The 25,666-nt window shown below is 59.1% G+C and carries 30 protein-coding genes and 1 pseudogene; 14 read left to right on the top strand and 17 right to left on the bottom strand.

What is annotated here, in order from left to right:
• The first annotated feature begins 34 nt into the window (after positions 1–34).
• A complete protein-coding gene (locus BFL40_RS24780) occupies positions 35–1,252 on the top strand; it encodes an MFS transporter (RefSeq protein WP_071486394.1) in 1,218 nt (405 codons plus the stop codon).
• Between the two features lie 62 nt (positions 1,253–1,314).
• Here the strand turns inward: BFL40_RS24780 and BFL40_RS24775 are convergent, their stop codons facing one another.
• Positions 1,315–1,755, bottom strand: a complete 441-nt coding sequence (locus BFL40_RS24775) for a hotdog fold domain-containing protein (RefSeq protein WP_071486393.1) — start codon at positions 1,753–1,755, stop codon at positions 1,315–1,317.
• Between the two features lie 134 nt (positions 1,756–1,889).
• Here BFL40_RS24775 and BFL40_RS24770 point away from each other — a divergent pair, with 134 nt between their 5' ends.
• Together BFL40_RS24770 and BFL40_RS24765 are read left to right on the top strand one after the other, a co-directional pair.
• A complete protein-coding gene (locus BFL40_RS24770) occupies positions 1,890–2,513 on the top strand; it encodes a TetR/AcrR family transcriptional regulator (protein WP_071486474.1) in 624 nt (207 codons plus the stop codon).
• 111 nt (positions 2,514–2,624) lie between these two features.
• Positions 2,625–3,491 carry a DNA/RNA non-specific endonuclease gene (locus BFL40_RS24765; RefSeq protein WP_071486392.1) on the top strand — a complete coding sequence of 289 codons (867 nt, stop codon included), beginning with the start codon at positions 2,625–2,627 and terminating at the stop codon, positions 3,489–3,491.
• 35 nt (positions 3,492–3,526) lie between these two features.
• Here the strand turns inward: BFL40_RS24765 and BFL40_RS33285 are convergent, their stop codons facing one another.
• The 6 genes from BFL40_RS33285 to BFL40_RS24740 form a co-directional block, all read right to left on the bottom strand.
• Positions 3,527–3,706 carry a DUF1289 domain-containing protein gene (locus BFL40_RS33285; RefSeq protein WP_064453335.1) on the bottom strand — a complete coding sequence of 60 codons (180 nt, stop codon included), beginning with the start codon at positions 3,704–3,706 and terminating at the stop codon, positions 3,527–3,529.
• A 32-nt stretch (positions 3,707–3,738) separates the two neighbouring features.
• On the bottom strand, positions 3,739–4,665 hold the full coding sequence (gene dmeF / locus BFL40_RS24760) for a CDF family Co(II)/Ni(II) efflux transporter DmeF (protein ID WP_071486391.1): 927 nt from the start codon (positions 4,663–4,665) through the stop codon (positions 3,739–3,741).
• Positions 4,662–4,937, bottom strand: coding sequence for a metal/formaldehyde-sensitive transcriptional repressor (locus tag BFL40_RS24755; RefSeq protein ID WP_071486390.1), 276 nt, complete (start codon positions 4,935–4,937; stop codon positions 4,662–4,664). The genes dmeF and BFL40_RS24755 overlap by 4 nt, the downstream gene beginning before the upstream one ends.
• A 76-nt stretch (positions 4,938–5,013) precedes the next feature.
• The gene (locus BFL40_RS24750) at positions 5,014–6,231 is read right to left on the bottom strand and encodes an MFS transporter (protein ID WP_071486389.1); all 1,218 of its coding nucleotides are present in this window, start codon (positions 6,229–6,231) and stop codon (positions 5,014–5,016) included.
• The gene (locus tag BFL40_RS24745; protein ID WP_071486388.1) at positions 6,228–6,557 is read right to left on the bottom strand and encodes a hypothetical protein; all 330 of its coding nucleotides are present in this window, start codon (positions 6,555–6,557) and stop codon (positions 6,228–6,230) included. Before BFL40_RS24745 ends, BFL40_RS24750 begins: the two co-directional genes overlap by 4 nt.
• Before the next feature lie 68 nt (positions 6,558–6,625).
• Complete coding sequence (locus BFL40_RS24740) at positions 6,626–7,078, bottom strand: MarR family winged helix-turn-helix transcriptional regulator (protein WP_071486387.1); 453 nt, start codon at positions 7,076–7,078, stop codon at positions 6,626–6,628.
• Between the two features lie 183 nt (positions 7,079–7,261).
• Here BFL40_RS24740 and BFL40_RS24735 point away from each other — a divergent pair, with 183 nt between their 5' ends.
• From BFL40_RS24735 to BFL40_RS24715, 5 genes are all read left to right on the top strand, one after another.
• The gene (locus BFL40_RS24735) at positions 7,262–8,137 is read left to right on the top strand and encodes a LysR family transcriptional regulator (protein ID WP_071486386.1); all 876 of its coding nucleotides are present in this window, start codon (positions 7,262–7,264) and stop codon (positions 8,135–8,137) included.
• A gap of 110 nt (positions 8,138–8,247) precedes the next feature.
• A complete protein-coding gene (locus BFL40_RS24730; protein WP_071486385.1) occupies positions 8,248–8,673 on the top strand; it encodes a VOC family protein in 426 nt (141 codons plus the stop codon).
• Between the two features lie 103 nt (positions 8,674–8,776).
• Positions 8,777–9,553 (top strand): 5-oxoprolinase subunit B family protein, encoded by a 777-nt coding sequence (locus BFL40_RS24725; RefSeq protein ID WP_071486384.1) that lies wholly within the window; start codon positions 8,777–8,779, stop codon positions 9,551–9,553.
• On the top strand, positions 9,550–10,491 hold the full coding sequence (locus tag BFL40_RS24720; RefSeq protein ID WP_071486383.1) for a 5-oxoprolinase subunit C family protein: 942 nt from the start codon (positions 9,550–9,552) through the stop codon (positions 10,489–10,491). The genes BFL40_RS24725 and BFL40_RS24720 overlap by 4 nt, the downstream gene beginning before the upstream one ends.
• A 196-nt stretch (positions 10,492–10,687) precedes the next feature.
• The gene (locus tag BFL40_RS24715; protein ID WP_071486382.1) at positions 10,688–12,028 is read left to right on the top strand and encodes an MFS transporter; all 1,341 of its coding nucleotides are present in this window, start codon (positions 10,688–10,690) and stop codon (positions 12,026–12,028) included.
• A gap of 6 nt (positions 12,029–12,034) precedes the next feature.
• Here BFL40_RS24715 and BFL40_RS24710 read toward each other — a convergent pair whose 3' ends face one another.
• From BFL40_RS24710 to BFL40_RS24700, 3 genes are all read right to left on the bottom strand, one after another.
• Positions 12,035–12,931 (bottom strand): pirin family protein, encoded by an 897-nt coding sequence (locus BFL40_RS24710; protein ID WP_071486381.1) that lies wholly within the window; start codon positions 12,929–12,931, stop codon positions 12,035–12,037.
• Positions 12,932–12,995: 64 nt separating this feature from the next.
• Positions 12,996–13,919, bottom strand: coding sequence for an NADP-dependent oxidoreductase (locus tag BFL40_RS24705; protein ID WP_071486380.1), 924 nt, complete (start codon positions 13,917–13,919; stop codon positions 12,996–12,998).
• A gap of 30 nt (positions 13,920–13,949) precedes the next feature.
• Positions 13,950–14,378, bottom strand: a complete 429-nt coding sequence (locus BFL40_RS24700; RefSeq protein WP_071486379.1) for a DoxX family protein — start codon at positions 14,376–14,378, stop codon at positions 13,950–13,952.
• 154 nt (positions 14,379–14,532) lie between these two features.
• On the opposite strand from BFL40_RS24700, the gene BFL40_RS24695 reads away from it, so the two are divergent.
• Entirely contained in the window at positions 14,533–15,453 is a 921-nt protein-coding gene (locus BFL40_RS24695; RefSeq protein WP_071486378.1) for a LysR family transcriptional regulator, read from the top strand.
• Here BFL40_RS24695 and BFL40_RS24690 read toward each other — a convergent pair.
• Entirely contained in the window at positions 15,417–15,584 is a 168-nt protein-coding gene (locus tag BFL40_RS24690; RefSeq protein WP_071486377.1) for a DUF2986 domain-containing protein, read from the bottom strand. The genes BFL40_RS24695 and BFL40_RS24690 overlap by 37 nt on opposite strands.
• A 398-nt stretch (positions 15,585–15,982) precedes the next feature.
• Here BFL40_RS24690 and panB point away from each other — a divergent pair, with 398 nt between their 5' ends.
• Entirely contained in the window at positions 15,983–16,798 is an 816-nt protein-coding gene (gene panB, locus BFL40_RS24685) for a 3-methyl-2-oxobutanoate hydroxymethyltransferase (protein ID WP_071486376.1), read from the top strand.
• On the opposite strand, the gene BFL40_RS24680 is transcribed toward panB, so the two are convergent.
• Both BFL40_RS24680 and BFL40_RS24675 read right to left on the bottom strand, forming a co-directional pair.
• Positions 16,786–18,180, bottom strand: coding sequence for an aminotransferase-like domain-containing protein (locus BFL40_RS24680; RefSeq protein WP_071486375.1), 1,395 nt, complete (start codon positions 18,178–18,180; stop codon positions 16,786–16,788). The two genes, panB and BFL40_RS24680, sit on opposite strands and share 13 nt — an antisense overlap.
• A 54-nt stretch (positions 18,181–18,234) precedes the next feature.
• The gene (locus BFL40_RS24675; protein ID WP_071486374.1) at positions 18,235–19,176 is read right to left on the bottom strand and encodes an NUDIX hydrolase; all 942 of its coding nucleotides are present in this window, start codon (positions 19,174–19,176) and stop codon (positions 18,235–18,237) included.
• A gap of 71 nt (positions 19,177–19,247) precedes the next feature.
• Between BFL40_RS24675 and BFL40_RS24670 the strand changes: the two genes are divergently transcribed.
• A complete protein-coding gene (locus BFL40_RS24670; protein WP_071486373.1) occupies positions 19,248–20,006 on the top strand; it encodes a DeoR/GlpR family DNA-binding transcription regulator in 759 nt (252 codons plus the stop codon).
• A 2-nt stretch (positions 20,007–20,008) separates the two neighbouring features.
• Here BFL40_RS24670 and BFL40_RS34370 read toward each other — a convergent pair.
• The 3 genes and pseudogenes from BFL40_RS34370 to BFL40_RS24660 all read right to left on the bottom strand — a co-directional run.
• Positions 20,009–20,230, bottom strand: a pseudogene (locus BFL40_RS34370) (AAA family ATPase); the annotation flags it as partial.
• A gap of 221 nt (positions 20,231–20,451) precedes the next feature.
• Complete coding sequence (locus BFL40_RS24665) at positions 20,452–20,778, bottom strand: low molecular weight protein tyrosine phosphatase family protein (protein WP_071486372.1); 327 nt, start codon at positions 20,776–20,778, stop codon at positions 20,452–20,454.
• A gap of 59 nt (positions 20,779–20,837) precedes the next feature.
• Positions 20,838–21,878, bottom strand: a complete 1,041-nt coding sequence (locus BFL40_RS24660) for an alpha/beta hydrolase family protein (RefSeq protein ID WP_071486371.1) — start codon at positions 21,876–21,878, stop codon at positions 20,838–20,840.
• 227 nt (positions 21,879–22,105) lie between these two features.
• Between BFL40_RS24660 and BFL40_RS24655 the strand changes: the two genes are divergently transcribed.
• Positions 22,106–23,446 (top strand): tetratricopeptide repeat protein, encoded by a 1,341-nt coding sequence (locus BFL40_RS24655; protein ID WP_071486370.1) that lies wholly within the window; start codon positions 22,106–22,108, stop codon positions 23,444–23,446.
• Between the two features lie 14 nt (positions 23,447–23,460).
• Here BFL40_RS24655 and BFL40_RS24650 read toward each other — a convergent pair whose 3' ends face one another.
• Positions 23,461–23,868, bottom strand: coding sequence for a hypothetical protein (locus BFL40_RS24650; RefSeq protein ID WP_071486369.1), 408 nt, complete (start codon positions 23,866–23,868; stop codon positions 23,461–23,463).
• A gap of 165 nt (positions 23,869–24,033) precedes the next feature.
• On the opposite strand from BFL40_RS24650, the gene msrA reads away from it, so the two are divergent.
• On the top strand, positions 24,034–24,540 hold the full coding sequence (gene msrA / locus BFL40_RS24645; protein WP_071486368.1) for a peptide-methionine (S)-S-oxide reductase MsrA: 507 nt from the start codon (positions 24,034–24,036) through the stop codon (positions 24,538–24,540).
• Positions 24,541–24,900: 360 nt separating this feature from the next.
• Positions 24,901–25,311: an ASCH domain-containing protein gene (locus BFL40_RS24640; protein ID WP_071486367.1), complete on the top strand. Its 411-nt coding sequence runs from the start codon at positions 24,901–24,903 to the stop codon at positions 25,309–25,311.
• Positions 25,312–25,666 lie beyond the last annotated feature (355 nt).

Here is a 25,666-nt window from a genome sequence, read left to right as displayed (position 1 = left end):
CGATCAGTCTTTAAGTCGTCCTAGGAGCTTCCCCGTGACCCCCTCACTCAGCCTATCCGCGTCGTCCGAGCGCCTGCCCATCGGCGCGTTGCTCGCCCTGGCAATGACCGGTTTTATCTGCATCGTCACCGAAACCCTGCCTGCCGGCCTGTTGCCGTTGATCAGTGACGGCTTGGCGATTTCCCCGTCCATGGCTGGGCAGATGGTCACCGCCTACGCACTGGGTTCGGTGTTGGCGGTGATCCCCATGACCATTGCCACCCGAGGCTGGCGCCGGCGCAATGTGTTGTTGCTGACCATCGTCGGCTTCCTGCTGTTCAATTCCATCACCGCGCTGTCGTCCCACTACGGCGTGACCCTGGTGGCGCGCTTCTTTGCCGGTGTGGCGGCGGGTTTGGCCTGGAGCCTGTTGGCAGGTTATGCCCGGCGTATGGTTGCGCCTCATCAACAGGGCAGGGCGTTGGCGTTGGCGATGGTCGGCGCACCGATTGCGCTGTCCCTGGGTGTACCGCTTGGAACCTGGCTTGGCGGGCTGGTGGGGTGGCGCACTACGTTCGGCCTTATGTCGGTGCTCACTTTGGTGCTGATCGTGTGGGTGTTGGTGAAAGTCCCGGACTATCCCCCACAGGCTGCGCACCAGCGCCAATCGCTGGGCAAGGTGTTGACCACGCCCGGTGTGCGGCCGGTGCTGGCGGTGGTGATCAGTTGGATGTTGGCGCACAACATTCTGTACACCTATATCGCGCCGTTTGTGGCTGCGGCGGGGTTGGGTGATCGGGTGGATGTGGTGTTGCTGGTGTTTGGGATTGCCGCGTTGGCGGGGATTTGGCTGACGGCCAAATTAGTTGAGTCCCTATTGCGCAAGACCGTGCTGGTGAGCCTGGCGACATTTGCAACGGTGAGCGTGGTATTCGGGTTTCTGGGACATATGCCACAGGTGATTTACCTCGGCGTGGCGGTGTGGGGCTTGAGCTTCGGCGGCGCCGCGACGTTGTTGCAAACCGCCCTGGCAGATGCGGCGGGCGATGGCGCGGATGTGGCGTTGTCGCTGAATGTGGTGGCGTGGAACAGCGCGATTGCCGTCAGTGGCGTGGTGGGTGGGGTGTTGCTCGATACGTGGGGTGTCGCGTCGTTTCCGTGGGCGATGCTGGTGCTGTTGCTGATAGCGCTGACCATCGCGTGGACAGCGTATGCCCATGGTTTCAAACCGGTACGGCGCTCTGCAGGTGGGGCAGCGGTGGTTGGGCATTGATCTGATTCAGGTCAGGCAGCGGTTATGCCGATTCAACGGCGTAACCGAGCCTGAAACAACACCTAAGCGAGTTTCACATTCATCGTAATGTGGGCGGTAAACACTTTGATGCCCTCTTCATCGAAGATGTCCACCGGGACGATTTTGTCCCCGGCGGATTGCCAATCGATACCGGCGCCCTCAGCGACGGCACGGATATTCGATTTCGCCTTGGCAAGGTATTCGACCGTCATGCCTTTCGGAATCCATCGGGCGCCTGCGGGAATCGAGACGTCCGTCATCATGCCCCCGGCCAACTCGGCAGCGTTGCACAGTGCAATCGCGTGTACGGAGGCCAGGTGGTTGGTGATTTCCTTGCGAAACGGCACATTGACGACTGCACGGTTCGGGCTCAGCTCGGCGATCTCGGGCGAAATGGTGCTGAAGTACGGTGCCATCTGGCACGCCAGTTGGCTGAATGCGGCGGGACCTACGCTATTGAACATGCTAAGTGCTTGGCTCATTGGATATCCTTGAGGCTAGTTACGGAATAATATTCTGCAACAGAACAATATTCTGTAAAATTGATGCCTGTCAACACGAGCGTTTTCTGTCGGTCGATGAACCTATAAACTCTTTTTATTTGGCGTCTCTCTGCATGCACTCTATCGATCTCATCGAGCGTACCTTTCCTGGCAGGCGCAGCGAGCTCAAGCGCACCATTTTGCGCGAGGCGCTGGCATGCTTTAACGAGGTGGGTATTGAAGCGACGAATATCGAAACCATTCGTGCGCGATGTGACACCAGTGTGGGTGCCATCTACCATCACTTCGGCAATAAAGAGGGGCTTGTCGCAGCGCTTTTTTTTGCCGCTCTGGAAGACCAGGCCACCCTTCGAGATCGCTACCTGCAGGACGCAGACACTGCGCACGCTGGGGTCGTGGGGCTGGTGTATAGCTACGTTGAATGGGTAGATGAACAACCCGAGTGGGCGCGGTTTGTCTTCCAAAGCCGCTTCGCGGTGTCCAATGGCCCGTTCAAGGACGAACTGCTTTCGCGCAACCGATTGCGAAACAGGCAGTTGCAGGACTGGATGAGTGTGGAAGGGCGCAAGGAGTACTTCAGTCACCTCCCGGCAGAACTCATTCCCTCTCTGATCATCGGCTCGGCAGAAAGTTACTCACGTGCCTGGCTCTCGGCGAAAGTCAAAAAGAGTCCTCAGGAGCACCGAGAACTGTTGGCTGAGGCCGCTTGGCAATCGATCAGGCAGGGTCAGCACTAAAGTGGATTGTGAGGGTCAATAAGCCCCGCATGATTGTCAACGGCCGTACGCTTTTCGGTCTCGAGCATCGGGACTCACCCTTCGTTTACCCCTCACCATAAGATTTAACGCATGCACCTCCGCAAAATTGCAGTCGGGCTGTCGGCCCTTGTTTTGCTCTCCACCGGGGCGCACGCCCGTGGCCTGCTGGACTTCATCAAACCACCCGCCCAGGAACACACCTCCCGCTCCGGCTCGATCAGCCAGAGCGCGGCCCTCGACCTTTACTCCAGCAAACAAAAGCGGCCTTCGTTTGATGGTTGCGCCGATCTGTTTCCTGGCGCGACACCGATCAACACCGCCACAGTACCCGCCACCATGAAACCTCTGGCGCTGTGTTCCGATAACTTTGCGGTGCTCTATTCACAGACCAGCAAGACGCCGTTGGTGGTGGTCGAACGCCTTAACGCCGCCCAACTGCGCGATGCCAAAGGCGAAGAGCGCACCAACCAGTTTTACCCGGACCCGCGCATTCCCAAAGGCGCGCGCGCCGAGTTGAGTGACTACCGCAGCCAGCACCCGGCCGTGGACCGTGGTCACCAGTCCCCAGCCGCCGATGCACCGAGCGCCAATGCCATGGCCCAGTCCTTCGCGCTGTCGAACATGGTGCCGCAGGATCCCACCAACAACCGCAAGATCTGGAGCAAGGTCGAGTCGGATGTGCGCAAGTTTGCCGCGCGTGCCGGCGGCAATGTATTTGTGTTCACCGGGCCGCTGTTTGATGCGGGCTACAACACCATCGGCGACAACAAGGTCTGGGTGCCGACGCGCCTGTTCAAGTTGGTGTACGACGCTTCATCCAAACGCGCCTGGGCCTACGTGTTGCCCAACGCTGAAACCCGTATCGAAAAGCCGATGGACTACGACACTTTTGTGAAGAGCACCGGCCTCAAGTTGTTGGGTAATCTTCCGGTGACCGGGTCGGTGGGGCGTACTTGATCGACGGCTGAGGAGGGCTGGTAGAACCGTCAGCCCTATTTGGCCTTTTTCAACGCTTTGAGGCGCAACGTCGCGCGCTGCACGGCGGCCATCTTCTCCGGGCGTTTCATGCGTTTCCATTTACGGATGTCGTCCTTGCTCCGTCCGCAGCTGACGCATAAATCGCCACTGAGCTGGCAGGTGGAGATACAGGGGTTCTCGATATCTTTAGCCAAGGGTTCACCCGGTATGTAATAGAGGGGCGCAGCTACGCCGCGTGAAACTCAACGGTGAGGTGGCTCACTTCATGGACCGGTTTGAGGCGCTCGCGAATGCTGTTGGCATCCGTTGTCGCGCCGCCGACCACGCTCACGATGGCCGCATGCGCGTCGGGGCCCACTCGCCAGACGTGTAAGTCGGTGATCGTCGCATCGCCGGGTTGTTCGACCAACTCGCGGATTTCAGCGGCGACGTGCTCATCTGTTTGGTCCAGCAGCACACCCGCGGTTGCCCCCATCAAACTCCAGGACCATCGCGCAATCACGATGGCGCCGACGATGCCCATCAGCGGGTCCAGCCAGACCCAGCCCAGGTACCGCCCGGCGAGCAACGCGGCGATGGCGAGCACCGACGTCAGCGCATCGGCGATCACATGCACATAGGCTGAGCGCATGTTGTTGTCGTTGCCATGGGGGTGGTGGGCGTGATCGTGATCGTGGTCATGCCCATGGCTATGACCGTGGCCAAGCAACAGCGCACTGGCGATATTGACCGCCAACCCCACGACCGCAATCAGGGTGGCCGTACCAAACTGTACTTCAGTAGGTTGCAGCAGGCGTATGACTGACTCGACACCAATGCCCAGGGACACCAACGCCAGGATCAGCGCCGAGGCGAAGCCACCCAGGTCGCCGACTTTGCCGGTGCCGAAGCTGTAGCGCGGGCTGTCCGCATTGCGTTTGGCATAGGCATAGGCCGCGGCGGCAATGCCCAAGGCGCCTGCGTGGGTCGCCATATGGAAGCCGTCAGCCAACAGGGCCATGGAACCGGTCATGGCCCCGGCGGCGATTTCCGCCACCATCATGACCACCGTCAACATCACCACCCATAAGGTGCGCTTGGCGTTTTCCTCATGGGCCGAGCCGAGGAACACATGCTCGTGTGTGTGAGGGTGTGTGCTATTTGCGAAGGTCATTTGGAATACCGTCGGATGGCTTCAAGCAGTTCTTCGACGCCCCTGTTGCGTGCTTCCTCGCTGAGGGAGGGATCGGCCACGTGCGCCCTGGCGTGCTCTTCGATGATTTCTTCCATCAAGCCATTGATGGCGCCGCGTGTGGCGGCTACCAGGTGCAGCGTCTTGGCGCAGTCGAGGTCCGACTCCAGCGCTCTTTCAACGGCCTGGATCTGCCCGGCGATGCGTTTGACGCGCTTGATCAGGCTGTCTTTGTTTGCGGCTATATGGCCCACTGTATACCCCCCCTACCTATAATGGGGCGGATCATTGCATACCCCCACCCCCTATGCAAGGTGGCCGGTGCAGAGTCTACTCAGGCCGATCCAACTGGCGGTTCATGGTGTAGATCGCCACGCCTACGGCCAGCATGCCCGCCACCGCGCCGACCACCAGCGCCCAGCGCGGGCCTAGGTGGTCGGCCACCCAACCGACGATGGGCGCACCAATGGGTGTGCCGCCCAAGGCAACGCCCACGCGCAAGGCGATCACCCGGCCGCGCATGGCGGGCTCGGTGGTGAGTTGCATCAGGCTGTTGGTGGTGTTGCTGAAGGTCATGGCCCCCACACCGATGATCACCAGCGCAATGGCGAACATCCAGTAGTTCGGCGCCAAAGCCGCCAGTGTGCAGCCAACCCCGAACACCGCCGCGCCGGTCAGCAGTGACTTGAACTGTGGCCGTTCGCGACCGGCTGCCAGCAGCGCGCCGGCGATGGTGCCGATGGCCAGGGTCGAGGTCAGCAGGCCGTAGCCCCGCGCATCGGCATGGAACACGGTGACCGCCATGGTCGAGATGAAAATCGGGAAGTTCATGCCGAAGGTGCCGATCAGGAACAGCATCAGCAGGATCGCTTTCAGGTCCGGTCGCGCCCACACATAACGCATGCCCTCGGTGAGGCTGCCTTTGGTACGCAGTGCCCGCACTTTTGTGTGCTGGCCCGAGACGCGCAGGAAAAACAGCGAGACCAGTACCGCGAAAAAGCTCGAGCCATTGAGCAGGAACGCCCAGCCGGTGCCGACCGACGCGATGGTCACGCCGGCCACTGCCGGGCCGATCATGCGCGCCATGTTGAACGAGGTGGAGTTGAGCGCAATGGCGTTGGACAAGTCTTTCTCGCCCACCAGTTCCGCCACGAAGATCTGCCGCACCGGCGCATCGAACGCCGAGGCGCAGCCGGACAAAAACGCGAACACATACACGTGCCACAGCTGCACAAAGCCGGTGACAGTGAACACCCCAAGCGTCAGCGCCAGTAGGCCCATGACCGCTTGAGTGACGATCAGCAACTTGCGCTGGTCATAGTGGTCGGCCGCAAAGCCGGTCCACGGCAACAACAGCAACTGCGGCCCGAACTGCAACGCCATGACGATGCCGACCGCCGAGGCGTTGTGCGGGGTGAGTTGGGTGAGTACCAGCCAGTCCTGGGCAGTGCGCTGCATCCAGGTGCCGATATTCGACACCAGCGCGCCGGCCGCCCAGATGCGGTAGTTGACACTGCGCAGGGAGCGGAAGGTGCCGAGGAAACTCATGACGCTTGCTGCGCGTTGCCACCGTGAAAACGGCCAAAGTGCCGTGCCAGGTACAGACTGATCGCCAATCCGCCGAGCCCGAGTGCGACCCCATCACTGGTCTGCTTGAAGTCGAAATCACCGACGCGGCAGACCAGCACGTAAGCGATCACCAGATTGAAAAACCCCCACAACACATTCACTGTCGATGACGACAACCCCTCTCCACGCGGCTGCGCAAACGGTGTTTGGAACGCCTTGCCCATCACGCCGCTGACGCAATGTGGCACGGCGTTGGCTAGAAAAAAACCGCCGAAGAAGTAGGACAGCAGGTCAAGCCATTGCATGTTCAAACACCTCTTTTTTTGTCGAGCAAACCGATGATGTTGTGGGTCGTGAGCGGGTAGGGCGTGAATCAAAAGTCGGCGAGGCGCTCCAGCAGTTTTACCGCGGCGGCGAGTTCGTCTTGTTCCTGGGGCGACAGCTGTTCTTGCAGCGCGCGTAGCAGCCAGTCGTCTTTGGCTGCACGGCTTTCGGTGAGGTGTTTACGGAACGTGGGTGTTAGCGTGATCAGCGTCTGCCGGCCATCGCTGGGGTCCGGCTTGCCGCTGACGGCCTGCATTGCCTCAAGCCCGGCCACGGTGATACGCATGGACTGCGGGCGTACGCTTTCGGCGCGGGCAAGGGCAGACACGGTGGACGGACCATCGCGGTCAAGGCGCAGCAGGACGGACTTTTGCGCGGAGGTAAAATCATTGGGATGGGTGTGTTCGCGCAGGCGGCGGATCAGTTTGCCCAGGGATATACGCAGCTCGGCGGCCAGGGTGGCGGCTGATTGGTTTTCGGTGGGTGAGGGTGATTTAGTCATGCTGGAACGGTAGCATGAGCAAAGAAAAACTGTACAGTTTGGCTGTATTGTTTTTTGTTCTAACGCGGCCTGTGGTTATTCATTCAAATAATGAGCTGTTGGCTGACGATCAATATAGCGGTGCCTATGCATGCTCAGCCACCTCTTCGCGCTCGCGGCGCAGATTACTAATAGGGTGCCAAGATGATTCGAGAATTAAGGACCTTCGTGTACGCCGCCCGGCGTGGAACCTTTGCCGCCGCCGGGCAGCAAGTGGGGCTGACGCAATCGGCGGTGAGCGCGCAGATAAAGCACCTTGAGGATGCGCTGGGTGTGAAGCTGTTTGACCGCACCGGCCGCTCCGCCACCCTGAACTCTGCAGGGCAGCGGGCGGTGCCGCTGGCGGAGGAAATCCTCGATATTTTCTCGCGCATGGGCGCGCCCGACAGTGCAAACAACTTCCACGGCTCGTTGCGTATCGGTGCCATCGGCAGCGTGCAAACCGGCATCCTGCCCAAGGCGCTGGTGGCGCTTAAACGTCAGGCACCGTTCATTGAGGTCAGCCTGGTTCCCGGGGTTTCGCTTAACTTGCTCAGCCAGGTGGATGCCGGTGAGCTGGACCTCGCGATCATGATTCATCCGCCGTTCAACCTGCCTAAAGACCTCAATATCGAAGTCATCGCGCGCGAGCCCTTTGTGCTGATCACCTCGAAGGAGGTGCAGGGCGATGACCCCTTGCAGATTCTCCGCGAACAGCCATTTGTGCGTTATGACCGGGGCTCGTTCGGTGGGCGTCAGGTCACGCAGTTTCTCAAGGAGCAAAAGATCCAGACGCAACAAACACTCGAACTCGACGAGCTGGACGCCATCGTCAAGATGGTCCGCAGCGGGCTGGGGGTTTCCTTGGTGCCCTTGGCGGGTTTGTGGCTGGAACACGACAGCGACGTGCGGGTTTTGCGATTGGACAAACTCACGTTTTTTCGCGAAATCGTGCTGCTGACCAAGTACACCCAGCGCCAGCTGCCGCTCTTCGCCTTGTTTCGGTCGTGCGTCATGGACGTGCTGGATGTTCCGGAATAGGGCGCGAGCATCGAAAAAATTGAGGCTCAGGGCGAAAGATATCCGCTTTATCCGCAGGTCTTTCTGGTGAAGAATCGAGTTCTAAATAACAGAACCTGCAGGTAGCCACCGTGAGCCTTTCGCCCTTTCATCTAGCTATTCCCGTTTACGATCTTGCAGCCGCTCGCCACTTCTATGGCGACGTGTTTGGCCTCTCGGAAGGTCGCTCGAGTGCGCAATGGGTCGATTTCGACTTTTACGGCCACCAACTGGTCATCCACGAACACCCCAAGACGCACTCCCAGGAATCGGTGCACTCCAACCCGGTCGATGGCCACGATGTGCCGGTCCCGCATTTTGGGATCATCCTGCACTGGGATCAGTGGGAAGCCCTGGCGGATCGATTGAGAGCGCGTGAAACCCAGTTCGTCATCGAACCCTACATTCGCTTCCAGGGCCAGGTTGGCGAGCAGGCCACCATGTTTCTGTTTGATCCTTGTGGCAACGCCCTGGAGTTCAAGGCGTTCAAGGATATGAGTCAGCTTTTCGCCAAGTAATTGCCGCCCCGCGCGACCGTCGCCACCAGAGCGACGGCGTTAATAACACTGTGAAGCCTTGCCGGGCGGATCTTCATGCCTGCCGCATGAGAGAAACGACGTTATGTCCAACGTTAACTGTGACGTGCGCGATTCAGCCCGACCTGTGGGTGTTACCCAGAATTGGCGGTTCGAGCCCTGTGGCGACAGCTGTATCGTGGTGGTGTTTGCGACGGTGTTCAGCGCGCAGGCCAACCGGCGTGCCGTGGCGTTCAGCGCCACCCTGCATGACCGGCTGGCGCGTGGTTTGCTCAGCGGTGTCACCGATGTGATCCCCGCGATGGTGTCGGTGGGGGTCCACTATTCCCCGGATGTCTTCGCCACGCGGCACCCCGAGTTACTGCCGTATGACGCCGTCAGCCACATGCTGGAAAACGCCCTGATACAGTTGCAGGCCGCCCCCAGCGCAACCCCGAAACGGCTGGATATTCCGGTGTGCTACGAGGGCGATTACGCGCCGGATCTGTTGGGCATCGCCAACGCTTGCGCCATGACCCCTGGCGAAGTGATTGCGGCGCACACCGGGCAGTGGGTCGATGTGCTGATGGTAGGTTTTGCGCCGGGCCATCCCTATATTGGCATGCACGAGCCCGCGTTGAAGCTGGCTCGCCGCTCCGTACCGCGCACCTTGGTCAAACAAGGCAGCGTGGGCTTGGCCAACCGCCAGAGCGTCATCTACCCCTCCGATTTGCCGGGCGGCTGGAACATCGTCGGCCGCACGCCGTTGAACCTGTTTTCGCCGGCCAATGAGCCGCCGTGCCTGCTGACGGGGGGCGATCAGGTGCGCTTTGTGCCGATCACGGCCCGTGAGTTTGAGCACCTGGCCGGAGACCGGCGATGACGATCAAGGTGATCCGACCCGGGATGTTTTCCTCCTTTCAGGACACCGGGCGCGTCGGCTTCCAGCATTGGGGTGTGCCGGTCAACGGCGCAATGGACCAGGACGCCCATGCACTGGCCAACCTGTTGGTCGGCAACCCGACAACCGCCGCCACCTTGGAAATGACGATTCAGGGGCCCGTGCTCTGCTTTCAAGCGAAGGCGCTGATCGCCATTGCCGGGGCCGACCTGGGCGCAAGCCTGGACGGTGCTGCGCTGAAACCAGGGCATGCCGTGTGCGTAAAACCGGGTGCCGTGCTCCGTTTCGAAAAGCGTGAATACGGTGCGCGTGCCTACCTGGCCGTCAGCGGTGGCTATCTGCTCCAACCGGTGATGAATAGCCGCAGCACGTATAGCCGAGGAGGGTTTGGCGGGCAGTTCGGGCGAGCGCTGAGCGCTGGTGATGTGATCCCCATTTGCTCTTCATTTGCCAACCCGCCGCGGTTCAATATCCCAGCGGGCTTGCTGTTTGCCGCGCCCACCCACCCGGTCTCCATCAGGGTGCTTCACGGTCGCGAGTGGGCTGATTTCTCTGAAACGGCTCGGCATGATTTTCTGAATGAGCCCTATCAACTGACTGCCGCCTCGGACCGTATGGGCTACCGATTGGACGGTGCCGCCCTGGATCTGATCCAGCCCAAACAACTGCTGTCGGAAAGCGTGGCGTTTGGCACCGTGCAGGTGCCCGCCGGCGGGCAGCCCATCGTCTTGATGGCGGACCGGCAAACCACCGGCGGCTACCCGCGGATCGCGCAGGTGGCGAGCGTGGATTTGCCCAAGTTGGCGCAACTGATGCCGGGCGATGACATTCGATTTTCACTGATTGATTTGCGAACGGCTCAGGCACTGTTCGTGGCGCGCATGCGCACGCTGAAAAGATTGGAGGTCGCCCACTCATAAAAAACGTAGCTGCCAAACAATAAAAACAGGAGCGCTACATGAAAAAGCCCACATTCAAAAAAATTCTTACTGTCGAGCATTGAAACCTTTGGGGGCCACGCGTGCCGTGTTGCCTGGGCTCCCGATGGGGTTACTTCTGGGTGGAAATGTCCACCTCAATAACTCAAATGACCAACGGTCAGAGTGGAAGGTGTTTATGTCTCGAGTTATCGCTACTACGGCTCCATCGACACGCTTCGGTGAGCTCAATAAAACCACTGACAGCAGTGCCACTAAGGTAGCCAAGCGGGCGGCGATTGCCGCCGCTACGGGTACGGCGGTCGAGTATTACGAGTTCGGTGTGTATGGCTTTATGGCGACGATTATCGCGCCATTATTCTTTCCCAGTGATAACCCCGCCGCTGCATTGCTCGCCACGCTTGCGGTGTTCGGCAGTGCGTTTTTGATACGGCCTTTGGGCGGCATTTTGCTCGGCCGCCTGGCGGACCGCATCGGCCGGCGCAAAGTCTTGCTAAGCACCGTCATCGGGATGGGCACCGCGACGGCGATGATCGGCTTGTTGCCGACGTCTGCCCAAGTGGGCATTGTCGCGCCGATCCTGCTGGTGCTGATTCGCCTGGCACAGGGCTTTTTTGCTGGGGGCGAAGTGATCGGGGCTGCGGCATTCCTGGCCGAGTCATCACCCAAAGGTCGTCGCGGGTTTTATGGGGCCTTCACCCCTGTCGGCGTGGCCATTGGTGGGTCGATGGCGGCGATTATCTGCGGCATTACAACCGGCTTGGCCGATGCACAGCAACTGCAAGCCTGGGCGTGGCGTATTCCGTTTTTCCTTGCCATTCCGTTGGTAATCTTCTCGTGCATCATGCGCCACAACGTCGAGGAGACCCCTGAGTTCAAAGCGTTTCTGGCGGTAGAAAAACCGCCCACTGCGCCGGTCAAAGAGGTGCTCACCCAGAATCTGCCTGCAGTGCTTCGCGTGGTGGTTTTTGCCTTCGCACAGAACGCCGGGTACTACATCGGCCTGGTGTTCATGAACATCTACTTGACCACCTACCTGCATTTCGAAAAAGCCAAGATCTATTGGGTGATTGCCGGCATCAGCCTGTGCATGGCCGCGATGATGCCGTTTTGGGGCGGCCTGTCCGATCGCATCGGGCGCAAGAAAGCCCTGGCCATCGGCTTTGTAGGCTATGCCGTGTTGGTCATCCCGATGATGGTGTTGATGAACAACAGCAGCCTGATCATTGCGGTCATGGCATTTTTTGTGGCGACGCTGCCGATGCCGGTTATTCAGTCCGTGGGCTACCCCACCTACGCGGAACAGTTTCCAACCCGTGTTCGTTATACCGGCATGGCAATCAGCATCAACCTGGGTGCCATCCTGGGCGGTGGTATCACGCCTTACATCGTGACCTCGTTGATTGGATCAACCGGCAACTTATTGATCCCGGGTTTTTTCATGGCCGGGGCCGCGGTGTGTGCATTGATTGCCTTGACCACGTTGCGGGAAACCTCCCAAGGCGATCTCAAGCGTTGAGACGGGTCACTTGAACACCGGCACCGAGGCCGATGCGTTTGGCGTGCGCAGGTACTCACGCAACCGAACGCCGATCTCGGCAATGTTCGCCTCGCCCGCCTGCAACGCCTGTGGGTTGGTATGCACCGAGTAGTTTCCCAATGCCAGGTCATACGGGTGAGGCGCGGCTGAACCGATCACGAACACGGTATCGGTGTGCATCGCCGTCAATGTGACCGCACCGTTGCCGGGTTTGAAGACGGCCATTTCTCCTGCACTGACCAGGCCGGGAGCCGAAAGGGCGCCGCGACTGACGCTCAACCATAACGACTCATGCCCTGCGGGTGGAACGTAGGTCCAGGACTCTGCGGCGCGCAACGTGACCAGCAAGTAGTTGATGCCGGCGGGCGCACGCACCGGGCTTTCGACCCCTTGATACGCGCCAAGAATCAGCCGTGCAGGGCCCACCTCTGGCATTGCGCTGGACTCCAGGTATTGGCTGTCGACACTCGCGTTTTCCAAGGCCGGAGGCAGGGCAATCCACAGCTGAAAACCCTGGATGCGTTGTGACGTCCCTACCGACATTTCCTTGCCATGCCAGACCCCGCCGCCCGCGCGCATCCATTCCACGCCGCCGTAGTCGATCATCCCCGTGCCCGAATTGGCATCCTCGAAGCGCAAATTGCCTTCGGTGATCACGGTGACGGTGGCAATCCCCGAATGCGGGTGCATGGGCATGCCGTGAATGAACGAACTCTCACCTTCAAACCGATCAAGGAAAACGAAAGGCTTGATCAGGTGGCCCAGGTCAGAAGGGCTCATCAGCCGGACAATCGCGCCATGCCCGCTACCGGTGGTGCGGTAGCTGATGGCGCGCGGGCGGGTGTTTTCGATAGCTGTATGCGGTTGTGCTTGCGACGTCATGATGATTACTCACACTGGCTGCGGGAAAGAAAGCCAAGAGCCGGGCCTTGGCGCAGTTGGCGATTTACTGGGTCGTGTCGAGGACAAGCTTGCCTCGAGCATGACGGCCGATGCTTTTCTCGATCGCCACTTTTGCCTCACTCAAGGCGTAGGCCTCGACGGTGACCGACAAGTGGCCTTTGTCGAACAGTTCAGCAATCAGTGCGAGCTGCCGGCCATCCGAGCGTGTGGCAAAGTTCACCGGGGTCACGCCATGGTCGTTCGCCAGTGTCATGCTCGGCAGGCTCACCGGTGAGACCAACACACCGTGCTTTTTCAGTACCGCAAACGAGCGGACCTGCGTTTCGCCCCCGACCAGATCCAGCACCACATCAACCTTGGGAACCTGTTCTTCGAACGCCTGGGCCGTGTAGTCGATGGTGTAGTCAGCGCCGAGGTCTTTGAGGTACGCATGATTCTGCGCAGAGGCTGTTGCGTAGACTTCAGCCCCCAAGTACTTGGCAATCTGCACGGCCATGCTGCCGACTCCGCCGGCTGCGGCATGGATCAACACCTTCTGGCGCGGTTGCACGGACGCATGCTCAGTCAGCGCTTGCCACGCCGTCAAAGCGGTTGCAGGCACCGCACTGGCGTGTAGCGCACTGAGGGTGCGTGGTTTCAAGGCCAGCTTGGAAACCTGGGCAACGGCTTTGGTCGCATAACCACCGACGATATTGATGAAGCCGAACACTTCGTCACCAACCTTGAATTGTGTGACACCGTCGCCTATCGCGACGACAGTACCGGCCACATCAATACCGGGTGTAAAGGGCAGCGGCAGCGGGATGAACGCTTTCATGGCTCCGGAAAGCACCTTCCAGTCAATCGGGTTGACCCCAGCCCCAGCGACATCAATCAACACTTCACCAGCGCCGGCCACCGGGTCGGCGATGTCTTCCAGGCGTAAAACTTCAGGGCTACCGTATTCGTAAACGCGTATGGCTTTCATGGAAACCTCGACATGAGCACGTGTGGGGTATCAGCGACGACGTGCGTCCAGGCTGAAGCGGCCGGCACCGAAGGCCACGACCTGCAACAGGCCACCGGCCATCGCGATGTTCTTGAAGAAGTGGATGAACTGGTTTTGATCAGCCAAGGCGTTGTGGAACGCCAGTGCAGTCGCCACGCTGAACAGCGCGAGCACAGCGGCGACGGCGCGGGCACGGTAGCCGGCGATCAGCGCCAGGCCACCACCGATTTCAACGATGACTGCCAGGGCCAGCGCCAACTGGGGGAATGGCAGGCCTACCGAGCTGATGTAGCCGACCATCATTGCAGGCGCCGCGAGTTTCGAAACACCGGACAGGACAAAGATGGTGCTTAGCAGGATGCGACCGATTAACGAGACCGAGGCCTGGGTGACGTCGGAGCGGGACTGTTCAGTGGTGCTAATGGCGGATGTAGACATGGGGTATTTCCTTCAATGGGGTGCGGTTCGACATGAATCGCCCGAGTGAGGAAATATTGAGCTGCATCGGTTAATCTGAATAGCCGACTAATTTCGAAGATTAGGTTCGATAAAATAGTCAAGTTAGCCCGGCCGCCCACTACAGGAACCCGACATGATTTCCGACCCCGGCACACCCACACTGGATCAACTGCGCGTGTTCCTGACCGTGGTGGAAGTCGGCAGTTTTGCCGCTGCTGCGAGGAAACTGCACCGCGCCACGTCGGTGATCAGCTACTCGATCGCTAACCTGGAAATGCAGTTGGGCGTGTCGCTGTTCGATCGCCAGACCACGCGCAAACCCCAACTCACGGAAGCCGGCCGTACCGTGTTGGCCGAAGCCCGGACCATTGCCAACGGCATTCATGGGCTGCGCGCCAAGGTCAAAGGCTTGCTTCAAGGGCTGGAGGCCGAAGTTCATGTGGTGCTCGACGTGATGCTGCCTGCTGCACGGGTGGTCGACGCGCTCAAGGCCTTTCGCGAGGAATTCCCCACGGTCGCCCTGCATTTGCACATGGAAGCGCTCGGCGCCGTGACTGAGCGGGTGGTCAGCGGCGGGGCCGTCGTGGGGGTGAGTGGGCCAATGGATGAGGGTATCGACGGGATCGAAAGGATCGGTGTGGGCAGTGTCGAATTGATCCCGGTGGCCGCGCCCAACCATCCACTGGCCTTAAGCGGCTTGAATGCGCCGGGCGCCGGTCGCGAGCTCACTCAGTTGGTACTCTCCGATCGCTCGCAACTGACCAAGGACAAGGAGTTTGCCGTCCTCAGCAACCGCACCTGGCGCCTCGCGGACCTGGGCGCCAAACATATGTTGCTGCGTGAAGGTATCGGCTGGGGAAACATGCCCACGCCGATGGTCCAGGAAGACCTGGACAGCGGTCGGCTGGTGCAACTGAATATCCCGGAATACAAAAGCGGAAAGTATACGTTCGGTGTCATCTACCGCACGGACGTGCCACCGGGCCCCGCCGCGAGGTGGCTGATCGAGCGGTTTGTTCAGCAGGCCTCGTCGGAGGACATGGCGGGGTCTTGAGTGGCTTCAGCCGCCAGTTTCAACCGGTCGGCTTTACTGACGTAGACGTTCTTGTTTTTCGGCGCCAACTTGGCATTGGCCTTTTTGGCTTTAGCCTTGAACAGTTGCTGTAGTTTTTTTTGACGATTCATAGTGTGCGACTCAACGGGTAATGAGCTGAATGATATCAGCTTAATTAGTTGAGTCAGGCCCCGCGCTGAGTGGGCGGTTAAGTTGATTGATGGGAAGTGACCGCAGCTTGCGGACCATCAGGGCGTAGCGAATGACCGCGTCCAGGCTGCACCATGGGTAACTCAGACGCGATACCCACGCCATCAACCGATAGTTGAGCCGTGCTCATGGTGTGTCCGCCTCATCCATATCGCCTAATCCGAGCCCGCATGCATTGACAGCTGTTACCCGTGCATGGCGATCAGCGACGGATGGCTGGGTCGCTTTTTAGCCGCCATCTGTGCATTGAATTGCCTTTCGTTTCGCCAATAATCGGGTCCGGCAAACCCCGAGTATCCAGCGCAAATGGAAGACACTGATGAGCATCCATACCCGTACCACTCGCACCACCGTCCCCCAACTGGTTGCGATGAAGGGCCAGCAGAAAATCGTCTCCCTGACTGCGTATTCAAGCGCGATCGCCAAGCTGATTGACCCCCTTGTCGATTTCATTTTGGTCGGTGACTCCACGGCCATGGTCGGCTATGGCCGGCCCTCAACCTTAAGCATGCAGCTCGAAGAAATCATCGGCCACACCCGCGCGGTGGTTGATAGCACGCGCCTGGCCTGTGTCATTGCCGACATGCCGTTTGGCAGCTATCAGGAGTCCTTTGAACAAGCCTTTCGCAATTGTGCCCAGGTTCTAGCACGCACCGGTTGCGATGCGGTCAAGCTGGAGGCCAATAAAGCCTTGGCGGGTACCGTTGAGTTCCTGGTCGCACGCGGTATTCCGGTGATGGCCCATGTGGGGCTGATGCCGCAATTCGTCAATGTAATGGGCGGCTTCAAGGCCCAGGGTATGACCGCCGAAACCGCTGCCGTGATTGTCGAGGATGCCCGGGCCAATCTGGAGGCGGGCGCCTTCAGTCTGCTCCTCGAGGGGGTGGCCGAAGGCGTGGCTCGGCAGATCACCCTGGACTCAAAAATGCCCACCATTGGCATCGGCGCTTCGCCAGCCTGCGACGGCCAAGTGCTGGTGACTGAAGACGTGTTGGGCCTGAGCGGTGAGCACCTGCCGCGCTTCGTCAAACAGTACGCCGATGTTGGCGCGGTGATTCGTGACGCTTGCACGCGGTTTGCCGAGGATGTGCGCCACGGTCGGTTCCCCGAAGCGCGGCATTGCTACGGGCTTTGACGGATAGCCTGGGCCAGTTGCTTCACGGCCTGGGCAATGTCCTTGTGCCAATCGAGGGTGTAGCTCAGGCGCACGTGATGTTTCCACGCCCCTTGCAGGCTGAACAGTTCGCCGGGGGCGATGACGATGCGCTCGGCCAGCAAGCGCTCGAACACCTGCCGCATATCGACCGAGTGCGTGGCCTCAAGCCAGAAGCATGCGCCGCCTTGCGGTATGACCACCTGCCACTGGCCCTCGTCATGTGCTTCCAGCAGGGCTTTCATCTCAGTCATACGCGCCAGCAGTTGGGCGCGCAGTGCCTTCAGATGCTGATCGATGCGCTTTGACGTGAACAGCTTGGCGATCGCTTTCTGGCGGATTGGCGAAAGGCGAAAGGCCCGCTCCAGGAATAGCCGCTGCAACTGTGCCCCCTGCTCGCGGCAGAGTACGTAACCGTATGGCGCTTCCGCGCCGATCACCTTGTCGAAGGTCGAGAACACCAGCAGTTTCTGCGGATCGGCAAAGTCGCGATAGCGAGCCGGTTGTGGCTCGAAGTACAGCTCGCCATAGGTGTCGTTTTCGAACAGCCAGATATCCCGCTCCGCCAGCCAGCAGCAGATCTGCTGTTTATCCTGCGCCGGCATCCGGCCGCCCTGGGGAATATTCACGGTCGATGACAGCACCGCCAATCGAATGGGCTCGCGCGTGAGCACCTCATTGAGCGTGGCCAAATCGAAACGCCCATCAGCGCCGAGGTGCAATTCGATCACGCGGATCTTCGCCGCCTGCAACTGGCGCAGGATCGCCCACGAACACGGTGACTCCACTAGCGCCAGTGTACCGGCCAGGTCCAGGGCGCTGAGTGATACCTCCAGCACACTGTGCAGGTCCGAACCGATATACACATGATCGGCCTGCCAGTAGCTGTCAGTGGAACAGGTGTAGCGCTCGGCCAACGCAGCACGCAACTCGGGCTCGCCAAACGGCAGATAGAGCGGCGTGAGGGAGCGCGGGTATTGCCGGGCCAGTTCGCGTTCGACCATCAACAGCGGGTTTTCCAGCGACAACAGCAGCGCCGGCGCATCGCTGCTCAGGGCCAACATTCCCGGCTGGCGAGCATTGGCGAATACGTGGTCGAGCAGGTTGGGCGAGTTTTCACTCAACAAAGGCGCGGGCGTCAACCGGGTGAAATAACCGAACTTGGGTTTGGCATGAATCCGGCCTTCGTCCTCAAGCAGCGAATACGCGTACTTGGTGGTCGAGACTGACACGCCCAGGCGCTGGGCCAGTTGGCGTAAGGACGGCAGTTTTTGCTCACGTTCCGAAGGGGAGGCCTCGAGCAATTCGACGAGGTAGCGGTACACCGCTTGGTAGGCAAAGGATGGGTTTTTAGTTTTATCCATGGACACTCGAACCGCCGGGGTTATGACGCAGGCGCCTTACGCCAGGTTAAAGATCTATTGCGCAGACGGAACCTCATCCAACCCGCGAAACACCGCCAGCCCTTGCTGCTGAGCCAGTTCCACCATCAAGTCCGCGCCCTCCGAAGGGCCACCGATGCGTAATACGCCATCGCAACGCTTTAACAGTGTTTTGGCGTATTCATGAAAATGCGCCTGGTAAACCTGATCGCCAATGCCGCTGGAGCCTGCCAGTTGAAGCAAGGGCAACGCCACCCATTCGGCAACCAGCGGAAAGTGCCCAGCTTGCAACAATGCCCCGGCACTCGCTTGCATGGCCTGCACATTAGCGGCCAGGGCTGCAGGCTCATCATGTGTGCCGGAGCGGTACGGACCGGCCACTAGAATCATTAAGGCAGGCGAGGGCGGCAGCAAGTTCTTGAGGTATTGCAGGAGGATGATGGTTTTACCGTCCATGATGCGCCCGTCGTCGACCATCGCCAGCGCCTGCTCAAACGGCATCTCCAGCACTTCGATGTCCTCGCCCTCATGGGCCAGCCCACCGCCGGCGTTGATGCGATCTTCCGGCTGGTATTCGCCGACAAAAAAATGCAGTCGCTCGGTGACCGAGCCAGGGCTCATGAATGCTTCATACACCTTGCGCACCGATTTGACGCGGTAGCCGGTTTCCTCTTCGGCTTCCAGGCGAATTCGCTCCTCGGGCCCCGCGTTATCCAGCAGCCCTGCGGCAGTTTCAATCAAGTAACCATCATGCCCATTGACGAATGCCGGGATGCGAAATTGCCGGGTGAGGATCACCGTGCGGTTGGCCCGGTTGTAGAGCCCAATCGTGGCGCCATCCCCCCGGTCATACACTTCGCGGGTTTGCGGCTGCCAGCTGCCGTCCCGGCGTTGCAGTTCAAACTCGACCTTTTTGAGCAGGTACCAGTTATCCGACAGCGTATGTTGCTCGACGATACGAACATTTCGGTTGTGCATGGGCCACGGTCCTTGATGGTTATTTGTTAATTATCGTGCATAATCGTGCAGGTTCATGCAGAGGATCAATGATGTTAACCCAGCAGCGCAAGCAGTTTTTAACCGAGCGCCTTCGCCGCGATGGCCGACTACTGGCCAAGGCAATCAGCCAGGAGCTCGGTGTGTCCGAGGACACCATTCGGCGTGACCTTCGTGAAATGGCCAAGGCCGGGCAGTTGATGAGAGTCCACGGCGGAGCCTTGCCGGCGTCCCCGGCGATGGGCGATATGGCCGTGCGGCAGACGATTTTGCCGGGGCAAAAAGCCGCGATCGGGCTCGCCGCTGCGCAATTGGTCCAGCCTGGACAAGTGGTGATCCTCGACGGCGGCACGACCTCCGTTCAGGTTGCCCATCACCTGCCGCTGACGCTGCAGGCAACCGTGGTGACTCACAGCCCTTCGATCGCGGTGGCGCTGAGCGAACACCTGAACATTGAAGTCATCATGCTGGGCGGCCGGCTCTACCGGCACTCAATGGTCGGGACCGGTGCGGCGACGCTGGAAGCCATCGGCCGCATTCGTGCAGACCTTTATTTCATGGGGGTTTGCAGCGTGCACCCCACCGCGGGGCTCTCGACCGGAGATTACGAGGAGGCGGTGATCAAGCGCGCGTTGTGCCAGGCGGCAGCCGAAACGCTGGTGCTGGCGTCCTCGGAGAAATTGGCGACAGCCTCGCCCTACATCGTCGTGCCGCTTACTGACATTGCGGGGTTGGTGGTGCCGGGCGATGTGCCTGAAGCGCTGTTGGCGCCTTATCGCGAGATGAACCTGCAGGTCCATCAGGCGGGATAGATTTACTCGGGGATAGCAGGCGATGTTGCGGACAAACCATCGAGAAACGCGGCAATTTGCCGGTTACCCCACAGGAGCACCACAGGAATATCTGGCCCGATGGCCTGGCGGACTTTCTCGATACCTGGTCGGTAACCGCGATCGAAGGTCCACACGAACTTCAGGAAAGTCAGGAACTCCCGGTCGAGCTTCTCCCTGCAACCTATTGGCCGGTCAGGGCGTGGGAAAGCCGGTAATTGTGTGGGTTTTTGGGAGGTAATTAAAGGTTGATGGAGGAGGGTGTGCTTTCAACGTTGATACGTATCGAATGGCTGATTTGGCTGGAGCGGCCCTTTTGCGTCCTTGGGCTCTAAATATCAGCCCTTTCAAGGTCTTTGAAAAACTGGCCATATCTGGCTGATACCAACCAGTTAAGGGCGAACACTGTCCCTGTGGCGAGCGGACGTCAGGTGCTGAGGTAGGCGTTCACAGCGTCTTCAAGCATGCTCACCAACTCAGGGTCCATGTAGCGGAAGTCATCCGGAATATCCAGACAGTGGAGCGGCTTGTGTTCAAGCAGTCGCGCGTAGTCTGCCTGTAGACGATGCAGGTGTTTGCGCTCCATCACAAAGATGACATCAGCCCAGCGAATATCCGCTGGGCCGATGGTTTTACGTGCATTCGGGCTGGTGCCTGCCGAGCGGGCATTGAAGCCAGGCCGACGGCGCCAGATCGCTTCCGCCGTCGGGCTGCGCCATTGGTTACGGCTGCACACGAAGAGGAGGTTGGTCACCTTGAGTCCCTCAAGTGCGGGTGGCATTGCTGGGGTTATTCACGGCCTGTCCGCCTGCTTTATTTGTGAAACGACTGCCCCAGAAACCCAGTGATCAGTGATACCACCTGCTGCTGAATCACTTCCCGCGGCCGAGCGCCTTTGCCGTCCCAACAAATGATGCCATCGCCAGGCGAACTCTCTTCGATCAACGCCACAGCGGCAGGTTTGCATATCGCCATAAAACTGAAGTGGGTGGCGTCCGCGATCTCCACGTATTGAGTCGACGCTTTTGGCAGCCGCTTGACCAAGTCTGCGGACTCCAGCTGCGCGGGAAGTTCCTCCGACGGCACACCCGCTGCAATCACCAACACCGGCACCGGCAGCGTCGCCAGGCTTGCGTCGGTCATGCCGCGTGACAGGCCCAGGTCCAATGACACAACAGCGGTGACGCGCTTGTCGCTCAAGTCAGCCGCCAGTTTGGCCTTTCCAGCCGGTGTACTGGCGGGGTTCATTTGTTTGTAGGCAGAGCAAGGGCTCAACTTCGGGTGCTCGCTGCAATCCCGGGTGAAGAGGTCAGGGTCGAAACGCGCACCGGCGATTTCCATCGCGGTCCAGCCGCCGAGGGAATGGCCCACCACGGCAATCTGCTGTTTCGCGACCTCGCCAAATTGCTTTGGCTGAGCCAGAACCGCATCAATGGCCCGGCTCACATCGACAGGGCGTAGCCATAACTGCGCGGCGGCTTGAGGGCTGCGATCTTTGCTGGTGGTGCCGGGGTGGTTGACCGCCGCCACGACATAACCCTGATGGGCCAGGGCGCTGGCCAGCCACATTTGATTGCGCCAGTTGCCACCGTAACCGTGGGAGATCACGACCAGGGGGTGTTCGCCGCTGGCGGGTGGCGCATCGGGCACGGCGAGGGGGCCGATGAAGACCGCGTCGTCGCCGATCAACTCGGGTTTCGCAGTGGTTGTGGCGGGGTACCAGACCACCATTTGCAGAGGCCGGTTGTTGTCTGCGTCGGGCAGGGTGGCGGTGCGAAAGCCGATAAGACTTTCGTCAGCGAAGGCAGGTGTTGCAAGGCAGATCAGGAACAGCGCGCGCAGGGCGGTTTTCATTGTTTTTATCTTCCTTGATTTTGGCGACGCATCATTACCTGAAATTCGTCGTTTGTGTATCCCCTGTTCGAAGGCACGTGCAGCTTTAAATCGCGTTGCACAAAAGGAGCTAATCCTATTTGCATAATTGCGCCGGATTTATCCGTGGCTATGATCAGGTCTTCGGCGGGTTGCGTTCTGCTCAAACCTGCACAGCCGAACCCAGCACATTGACGAAGGATTCAGTCATGCACGCGAAAGGGATGATTCGGGTTGTTGTCGCCACGGTGCTTCTGGGCCTCACCAGTTACAGTTTCGCGAATTACAGCCCCGCAGGCGCGATGATCCAGCGGCAGACCACGATAAATATGTCGGCTCTTACCGAAGCGGCGAATAACGGTTCGGCACCGGCGCAGTTCGACTTGTCCGTCATCACCGGTCAAAACCCCGCCACTCAGGCCGAATCATTGGTATGGCTGAAAAAATCCGCTCAGCAAGGTTTTGCCCCCGCTCAATTCAACCTGGGTATCGAGTACCGCACCGGAAATATCACCGCCCAAGATTTCACCCAGGCCGCCGCGTGGTTTCGCAAGGCCGCGGATCAAGGCGTGGCAGAGGCCCAAGTCAATCTTGGGAGTGCGTATGACAACGGACGGGGCGTCAAGAAAGACCCTGTCCAGGCCGTCAGTTGGTACCGCAAGGCTGCCGAGGCCGGGTTGGCGCAGGGGCAATACAACCTTGGCCTTAACTACAAGACCGGCACTGGTGTGGCCCAAGACCTGAACCAAACGATCTACTGGTACACGAAAGCAGCTGCGCAGCATTTGCCCATCGCGTTAAACGATCTCGGCTCGTTCTACTGGTTTGGCATCAGCGTCCAGCGCGATCCAACCAAGGCGGTCACGCTGTACCGCGAAGCGGCGGAAGCGGGCTACGACGTGGCCCAGAATAACCTCGCCCAGGCCTATGCCGTCGGCGAGGGCGTTAACCGGGACCTGACACAGACACTCGCCTGGTTTCACAAAGCCGCCGAACAAGGCAACGCCGACGCCCAATACAACCTCGGGCTCATTTACAACAACGGGTTCGGCGTACCCAAGGACGACAACCTGGGAATAGCCTGGACTCAAAAAGCGGCAGACCAAGGCCACCAGATGGCGCAATACAAACTGGGCCTTTTCTACACCCTGGCCGGTGCCCATCAGAACTTCCCCCTCGCAGCCACCTGGCTGCGCAAGGCCGCTGACCAACGTGTGTCAGGGGCGCAGTTTTTTCTGGGGTTGATGTATCAGGAAGGCACTGGCGTGACCAAGACTCTACCCGAGTCGATCAAGTGGATACGCAAAGCTGCCGAGCAGGGCGACGCGCATGCACTCTACGGCCTGGGCCGCTGCTACGAACTCGGGTTGGGTGTTGCGCAAAATTTGACTTGGGCCTACGCCTACTACCGCCTGGCCGAGCAAGTGGGTGACCCTGCGCTGCCGGCACCGCGCGCTCAGATCGTGGCTCAGGCGCTGACCTCGCAGCAGTTGAACAGCGTCGACAAAACAGTGAGTGCCTGGAAAGTGGGGAGTTTGCCGACTCACTAAGTAGAGGCGCATGTCTACGGCGCCTCATAGCCCTCGTAATCCAACGAAATCGAATCGCCTTTCGGGTAGCTGACATACACCACCACCGCGTCGCTGCTGTCGACCAGCGCGTAGGGCCATTTACCGTTGGCCTTGCGCATCTGTTCATACAGCGGCAGGTAAAAATCCTTGGTCTGACCGCGTGGGTCGTAGGGCGCCTGCACCTGGAAGATCGGATAGTGACCGCCGTTGCAAAGCTGGATGCGTTCGAGCTGGAAGTTGTTTTTCTCCAGCAGCGTGCGGGTGGGGTGCTGCCAGGTGGCGAGGTCGACATCGTGGCAGTCGTGGGCGGTGTTGGTGTAGAGCGTGGTGTCTTTCAGGGCGGGGAGGGCGTGGGCCAGGCCGGGTAGAAGCAAGAGAAGCAGGGGGAGAACGCGTGGCATGGCAAGGCTCCGAAAGCGACGAGTGTAGATGCTTTTCTCCAGTGCGGATGTACTCTTGTCACTTGCCATGAGGGCGGATGGATTCGGGAGCTGACCGTTATTCACACCTTGGTATTAGCCAACACGGCCCCATAACTACGCCTGTATCCACTGAGGTGACAGACCATGACCAACCAAACCGAAACCGCCATCCTCGCCGGCGGCTGCTTCTGGGGCATGCAGGACCTGTTGCGACGCTACCCCGGCGTGTTGCACACGCGAGTCGGCTACACCGGCGGTGATGTACCGAATGCCACCTACCGCAACCATGGTAACCATGCTGAAGCGATTGAAATCGTCTTCGATCCTGCTGTGATCACATACCGGCAGATTCTTGAGTTCTTTTTCCAGATACACGACCCCAGCACGCCTAACCGGCAGGGCAATGATCGTGGGCCCAGTTATCGTTCGGCGATTTATTACCTTAGCGAACAGCAACGGGACATCGCTGAAGATACTGCTGCTGACGTTGATGCCTCAAAGTTGTGGCCAGGCCGCGTGGTCACCGAAATCGAACCGGCGGGGCCGTTTTGGGAAGCGGAGCCGGAGCATCAGGATTATCTGGAGCGGATACCTAATGGGTATACCTGTCACTTCATACGGCCGAATTGGAAATTGCCGAAGCGTGGTTGAGAATGCGCAGGGAGCAATCGGGTGAACATCACGATATTGCTTTGCTGAGCGTCCGTTTCTGGTCAGAGGCAAGCATTCGAACGTTTTACGAGGCCGGGGGGGTGTTCACTTATTCATAACGAACAGCCCGCTGGTCGAGCTATTGCAGGCGGCGGTCGAACCCGATTAATGGTACTGAACTCATCATCCGCTCAAGGATTTTTGACACACTGAAGAGGTTGCTTGTAGTACCTGGCCCGAAGAGTTGACGTTGGATCAGAATAAATAATTCTAGCAACTGAGTTTCGCATAGGCCTTGATCGTGACGATTTAACGGAGGTTAATGCAATAGCCAACAATATAATTTAAAGGGATTTAGTCATGAGCATAATTGATGATTTAAAGGTTAAGTATCCCGGAGCCATTGCATGGTCATTTGGGGATACTCCAGAAATGGCAGATGAACTGGCTGAACTTGTTGCTAAAGGAATAAAAACAGCCGGATGTTGCTCGCTCTCGTCATTCAAACATGAAGATGAGTCACCCACTATTGGCGGTTACAATATTATCCTCAATAGTAAGGGCGAACCCGTATGTGTCACTAGAGTTGTTTCGATGCGTATAGTTCGTTACTGCGACGTAGATCAGGATTTTGCAAAGAAGGAAGGCGAAGGGGATCTCAGCCTCAGGTACTGGATGCAGGGTCATAAAGAGTTTTTCCAAAGAGAGGGCTCGTTCGACGAGGCTATGGAACTTGTGGCGGAAGAGTTTGAGTTAGTGGAAGTGTTGTGAGAGACAAGGTTTCCTAACCAACTATCTTTCGCATGTAAATGCTTGAGGGATGAGGCTCATGCATTTTATGTTGCCAATCGGGCTACTAAACCCGATCACTGAGTTTTCAGCGACTGGGCAACCTTAGAGACGCCTACTCCAGCGCACAAGCCGGCGGATTCTGACGTAACCGTAGGCAATGGAGCAAGGCGCTGTCACCTTGGACTTTCCTGTTTCAGGGCTTGCTGTAGGACATGTACTCATCCTGCAAAACAATACATCGGCCACGTACTTCGTATCGTGCCGAACCCCATAGATAAACGACGAGCGGCCTGAGAAATAAGCGCTAATAGAATCGACCGCCTGTGTGTGCGGG

This window comes from Pseudomonas costantinii (assembly GCF_001870435.1).
GTDB lineage: Bacteria > Pseudomonadota > Gammaproteobacteria > Pseudomonadales > Pseudomonadaceae > Aquipseudomonas > Aquipseudomonas costantinii.
Note: the sequence above shows the minus strand (reverse complement) of the source record. Positions and strands in the feature narration are given on the sequence as shown.

Coding starts and splice junctions, on each gene's coding strand:
- BFL40_RS24775 (WP_071486393.1), bottom strand. CDS start 1,755: ATGAGCCAAGCACTTAGCATGTTCAATAGCGTAGGTCCCGCCGCATTC.
- BFL40_RS24770 (WP_071486474.1), top strand. CDS start 1,890: ATGCACTCTATCGATCTCATCGAGCGTACCTTTCCTGGCAGGCGCAGC.
- BFL40_RS24765 (WP_071486392.1), top strand. CDS start 2,625: ATGCACCTCCGCAAAATTGCAGTCGGGCTGTCGGCCCTTGTTTTGCTC.
- dmeF (WP_071486391.1), bottom strand. CDS start 4,665: ATGACCTTCGCAAATAGCACACACCCTCACACACACGAGCATGTGTTC.
- BFL40_RS24750 (WP_071486389.1), bottom strand. CDS start 6,231: ATGAGTTTCCTCGGCACCTTCCGCTCCCTGCGCAGTGTCAACTACCGC.
- BFL40_RS24745 (WP_071486388.1), bottom strand. CDS start 6,557: ATGCAATGGCTTGACCTGCTGTCCTACTTCTTCGGCGGTTTTTTTCTA.
- BFL40_RS24740 (WP_071486387.1), bottom strand. CDS start 7,078: ATGACTAAATCACCCTCACCCACCGAAAACCAATCAGCCGCCACCCTG.
- BFL40_RS24735 (WP_071486386.1), top strand. CDS start 7,262: ATGATTCGAGAATTAAGGACCTTCGTGTACGCCGCCCGGCGTGGAACC.
- BFL40_RS24725 (WP_071486384.1), top strand. CDS start 8,777: ATGTCCAACGTTAACTGTGACGTGCGCGATTCAGCCCGACCTGTGGGT.
- BFL40_RS24720 (WP_071486383.1), top strand. CDS start 9,550: ATGACGATCAAGGTGATCCGACCCGGGATGTTTTCCTCCTTTCAGGAC.
- BFL40_RS24715 (WP_071486382.1), top strand. CDS start 10,688: ATGTCTCGAGTTATCGCTACTACGGCTCCATCGACACGCTTCGGTGAG.
- BFL40_RS24710 (WP_071486381.1), bottom strand. CDS start 12,931: ATGACGTCGCAAGCACAACCGCATACAGCTATCGAAAACACCCGCCCG.
- BFL40_RS24705 (WP_071486380.1), bottom strand. CDS start 13,919: ATGAAAGCCATACGCGTTTACGAATACGGTAGCCCTGAAGTTTTACGC.
- BFL40_RS24700 (WP_071486379.1), bottom strand. CDS start 14,378: ATGTCTACATCCGCCATTAGCACCACTGAACAGTCCCGCTCCGACGTC.
- BFL40_RS24695 (WP_071486378.1), top strand. CDS start 14,533: ATGATTTCCGACCCCGGCACACCCACACTGGATCAACTGCGCGTGTTC.
- BFL40_RS24690 (WP_071486377.1), bottom strand. CDS start 15,584: ATGAATCGTCAAAAAAAACTACAGCAACTGTTCAAGGCTAAAGCCAAA.
- panB (WP_071486376.1), top strand. CDS start 15,983: ATGAGCATCCATACCCGTACCACTCGCACCACCGTCCCCCAACTGGTT.
- BFL40_RS24680 (WP_071486375.1), bottom strand. CDS start 18,180: ATGGATAAAACTAAAAACCCATCCTTTGCCTACCAAGCGGTGTACCGC.
- BFL40_RS24675 (WP_071486374.1), bottom strand. CDS start 19,176: ATGCACAACCGAAATGTTCGTATCGTCGAGCAACATACGCTGTCGGAT.
- BFL40_RS24670 (WP_071486373.1), top strand. CDS start 19,248: ATGTTAACCCAGCAGCGCAAGCAGTTTTTAACCGAGCGCCTTCGCCGC.
- BFL40_RS24660 (WP_071486371.1), bottom strand. CDS start 21,878: ATGAAAACCGCCCTGCGCGCGCTGTTCCTGATCTGCCTTGCAACACCT.
- BFL40_RS24655 (WP_071486370.1), top strand. CDS start 22,106: ATGCACGCGAAAGGGATGATTCGGGTTGTTGTCGCCACGGTGCTTCTG.
- BFL40_RS24650 (WP_071486369.1), bottom strand. CDS start 23,868: ATGCCACGCGTTCTCCCCCTGCTTCTCTTGCTTCTACCCGGCCTGGCC.
- msrA (WP_071486368.1), top strand. CDS start 24,034: ATGACCAACCAAACCGAAACCGCCATCCTCGCCGGCGGCTGCTTCTGG.
- BFL40_RS24640 (WP_071486367.1), top strand. CDS start 24,901: ATGAGCATAATTGATGATTTAAAGGTTAAGTATCCCGGAGCCATTGCA.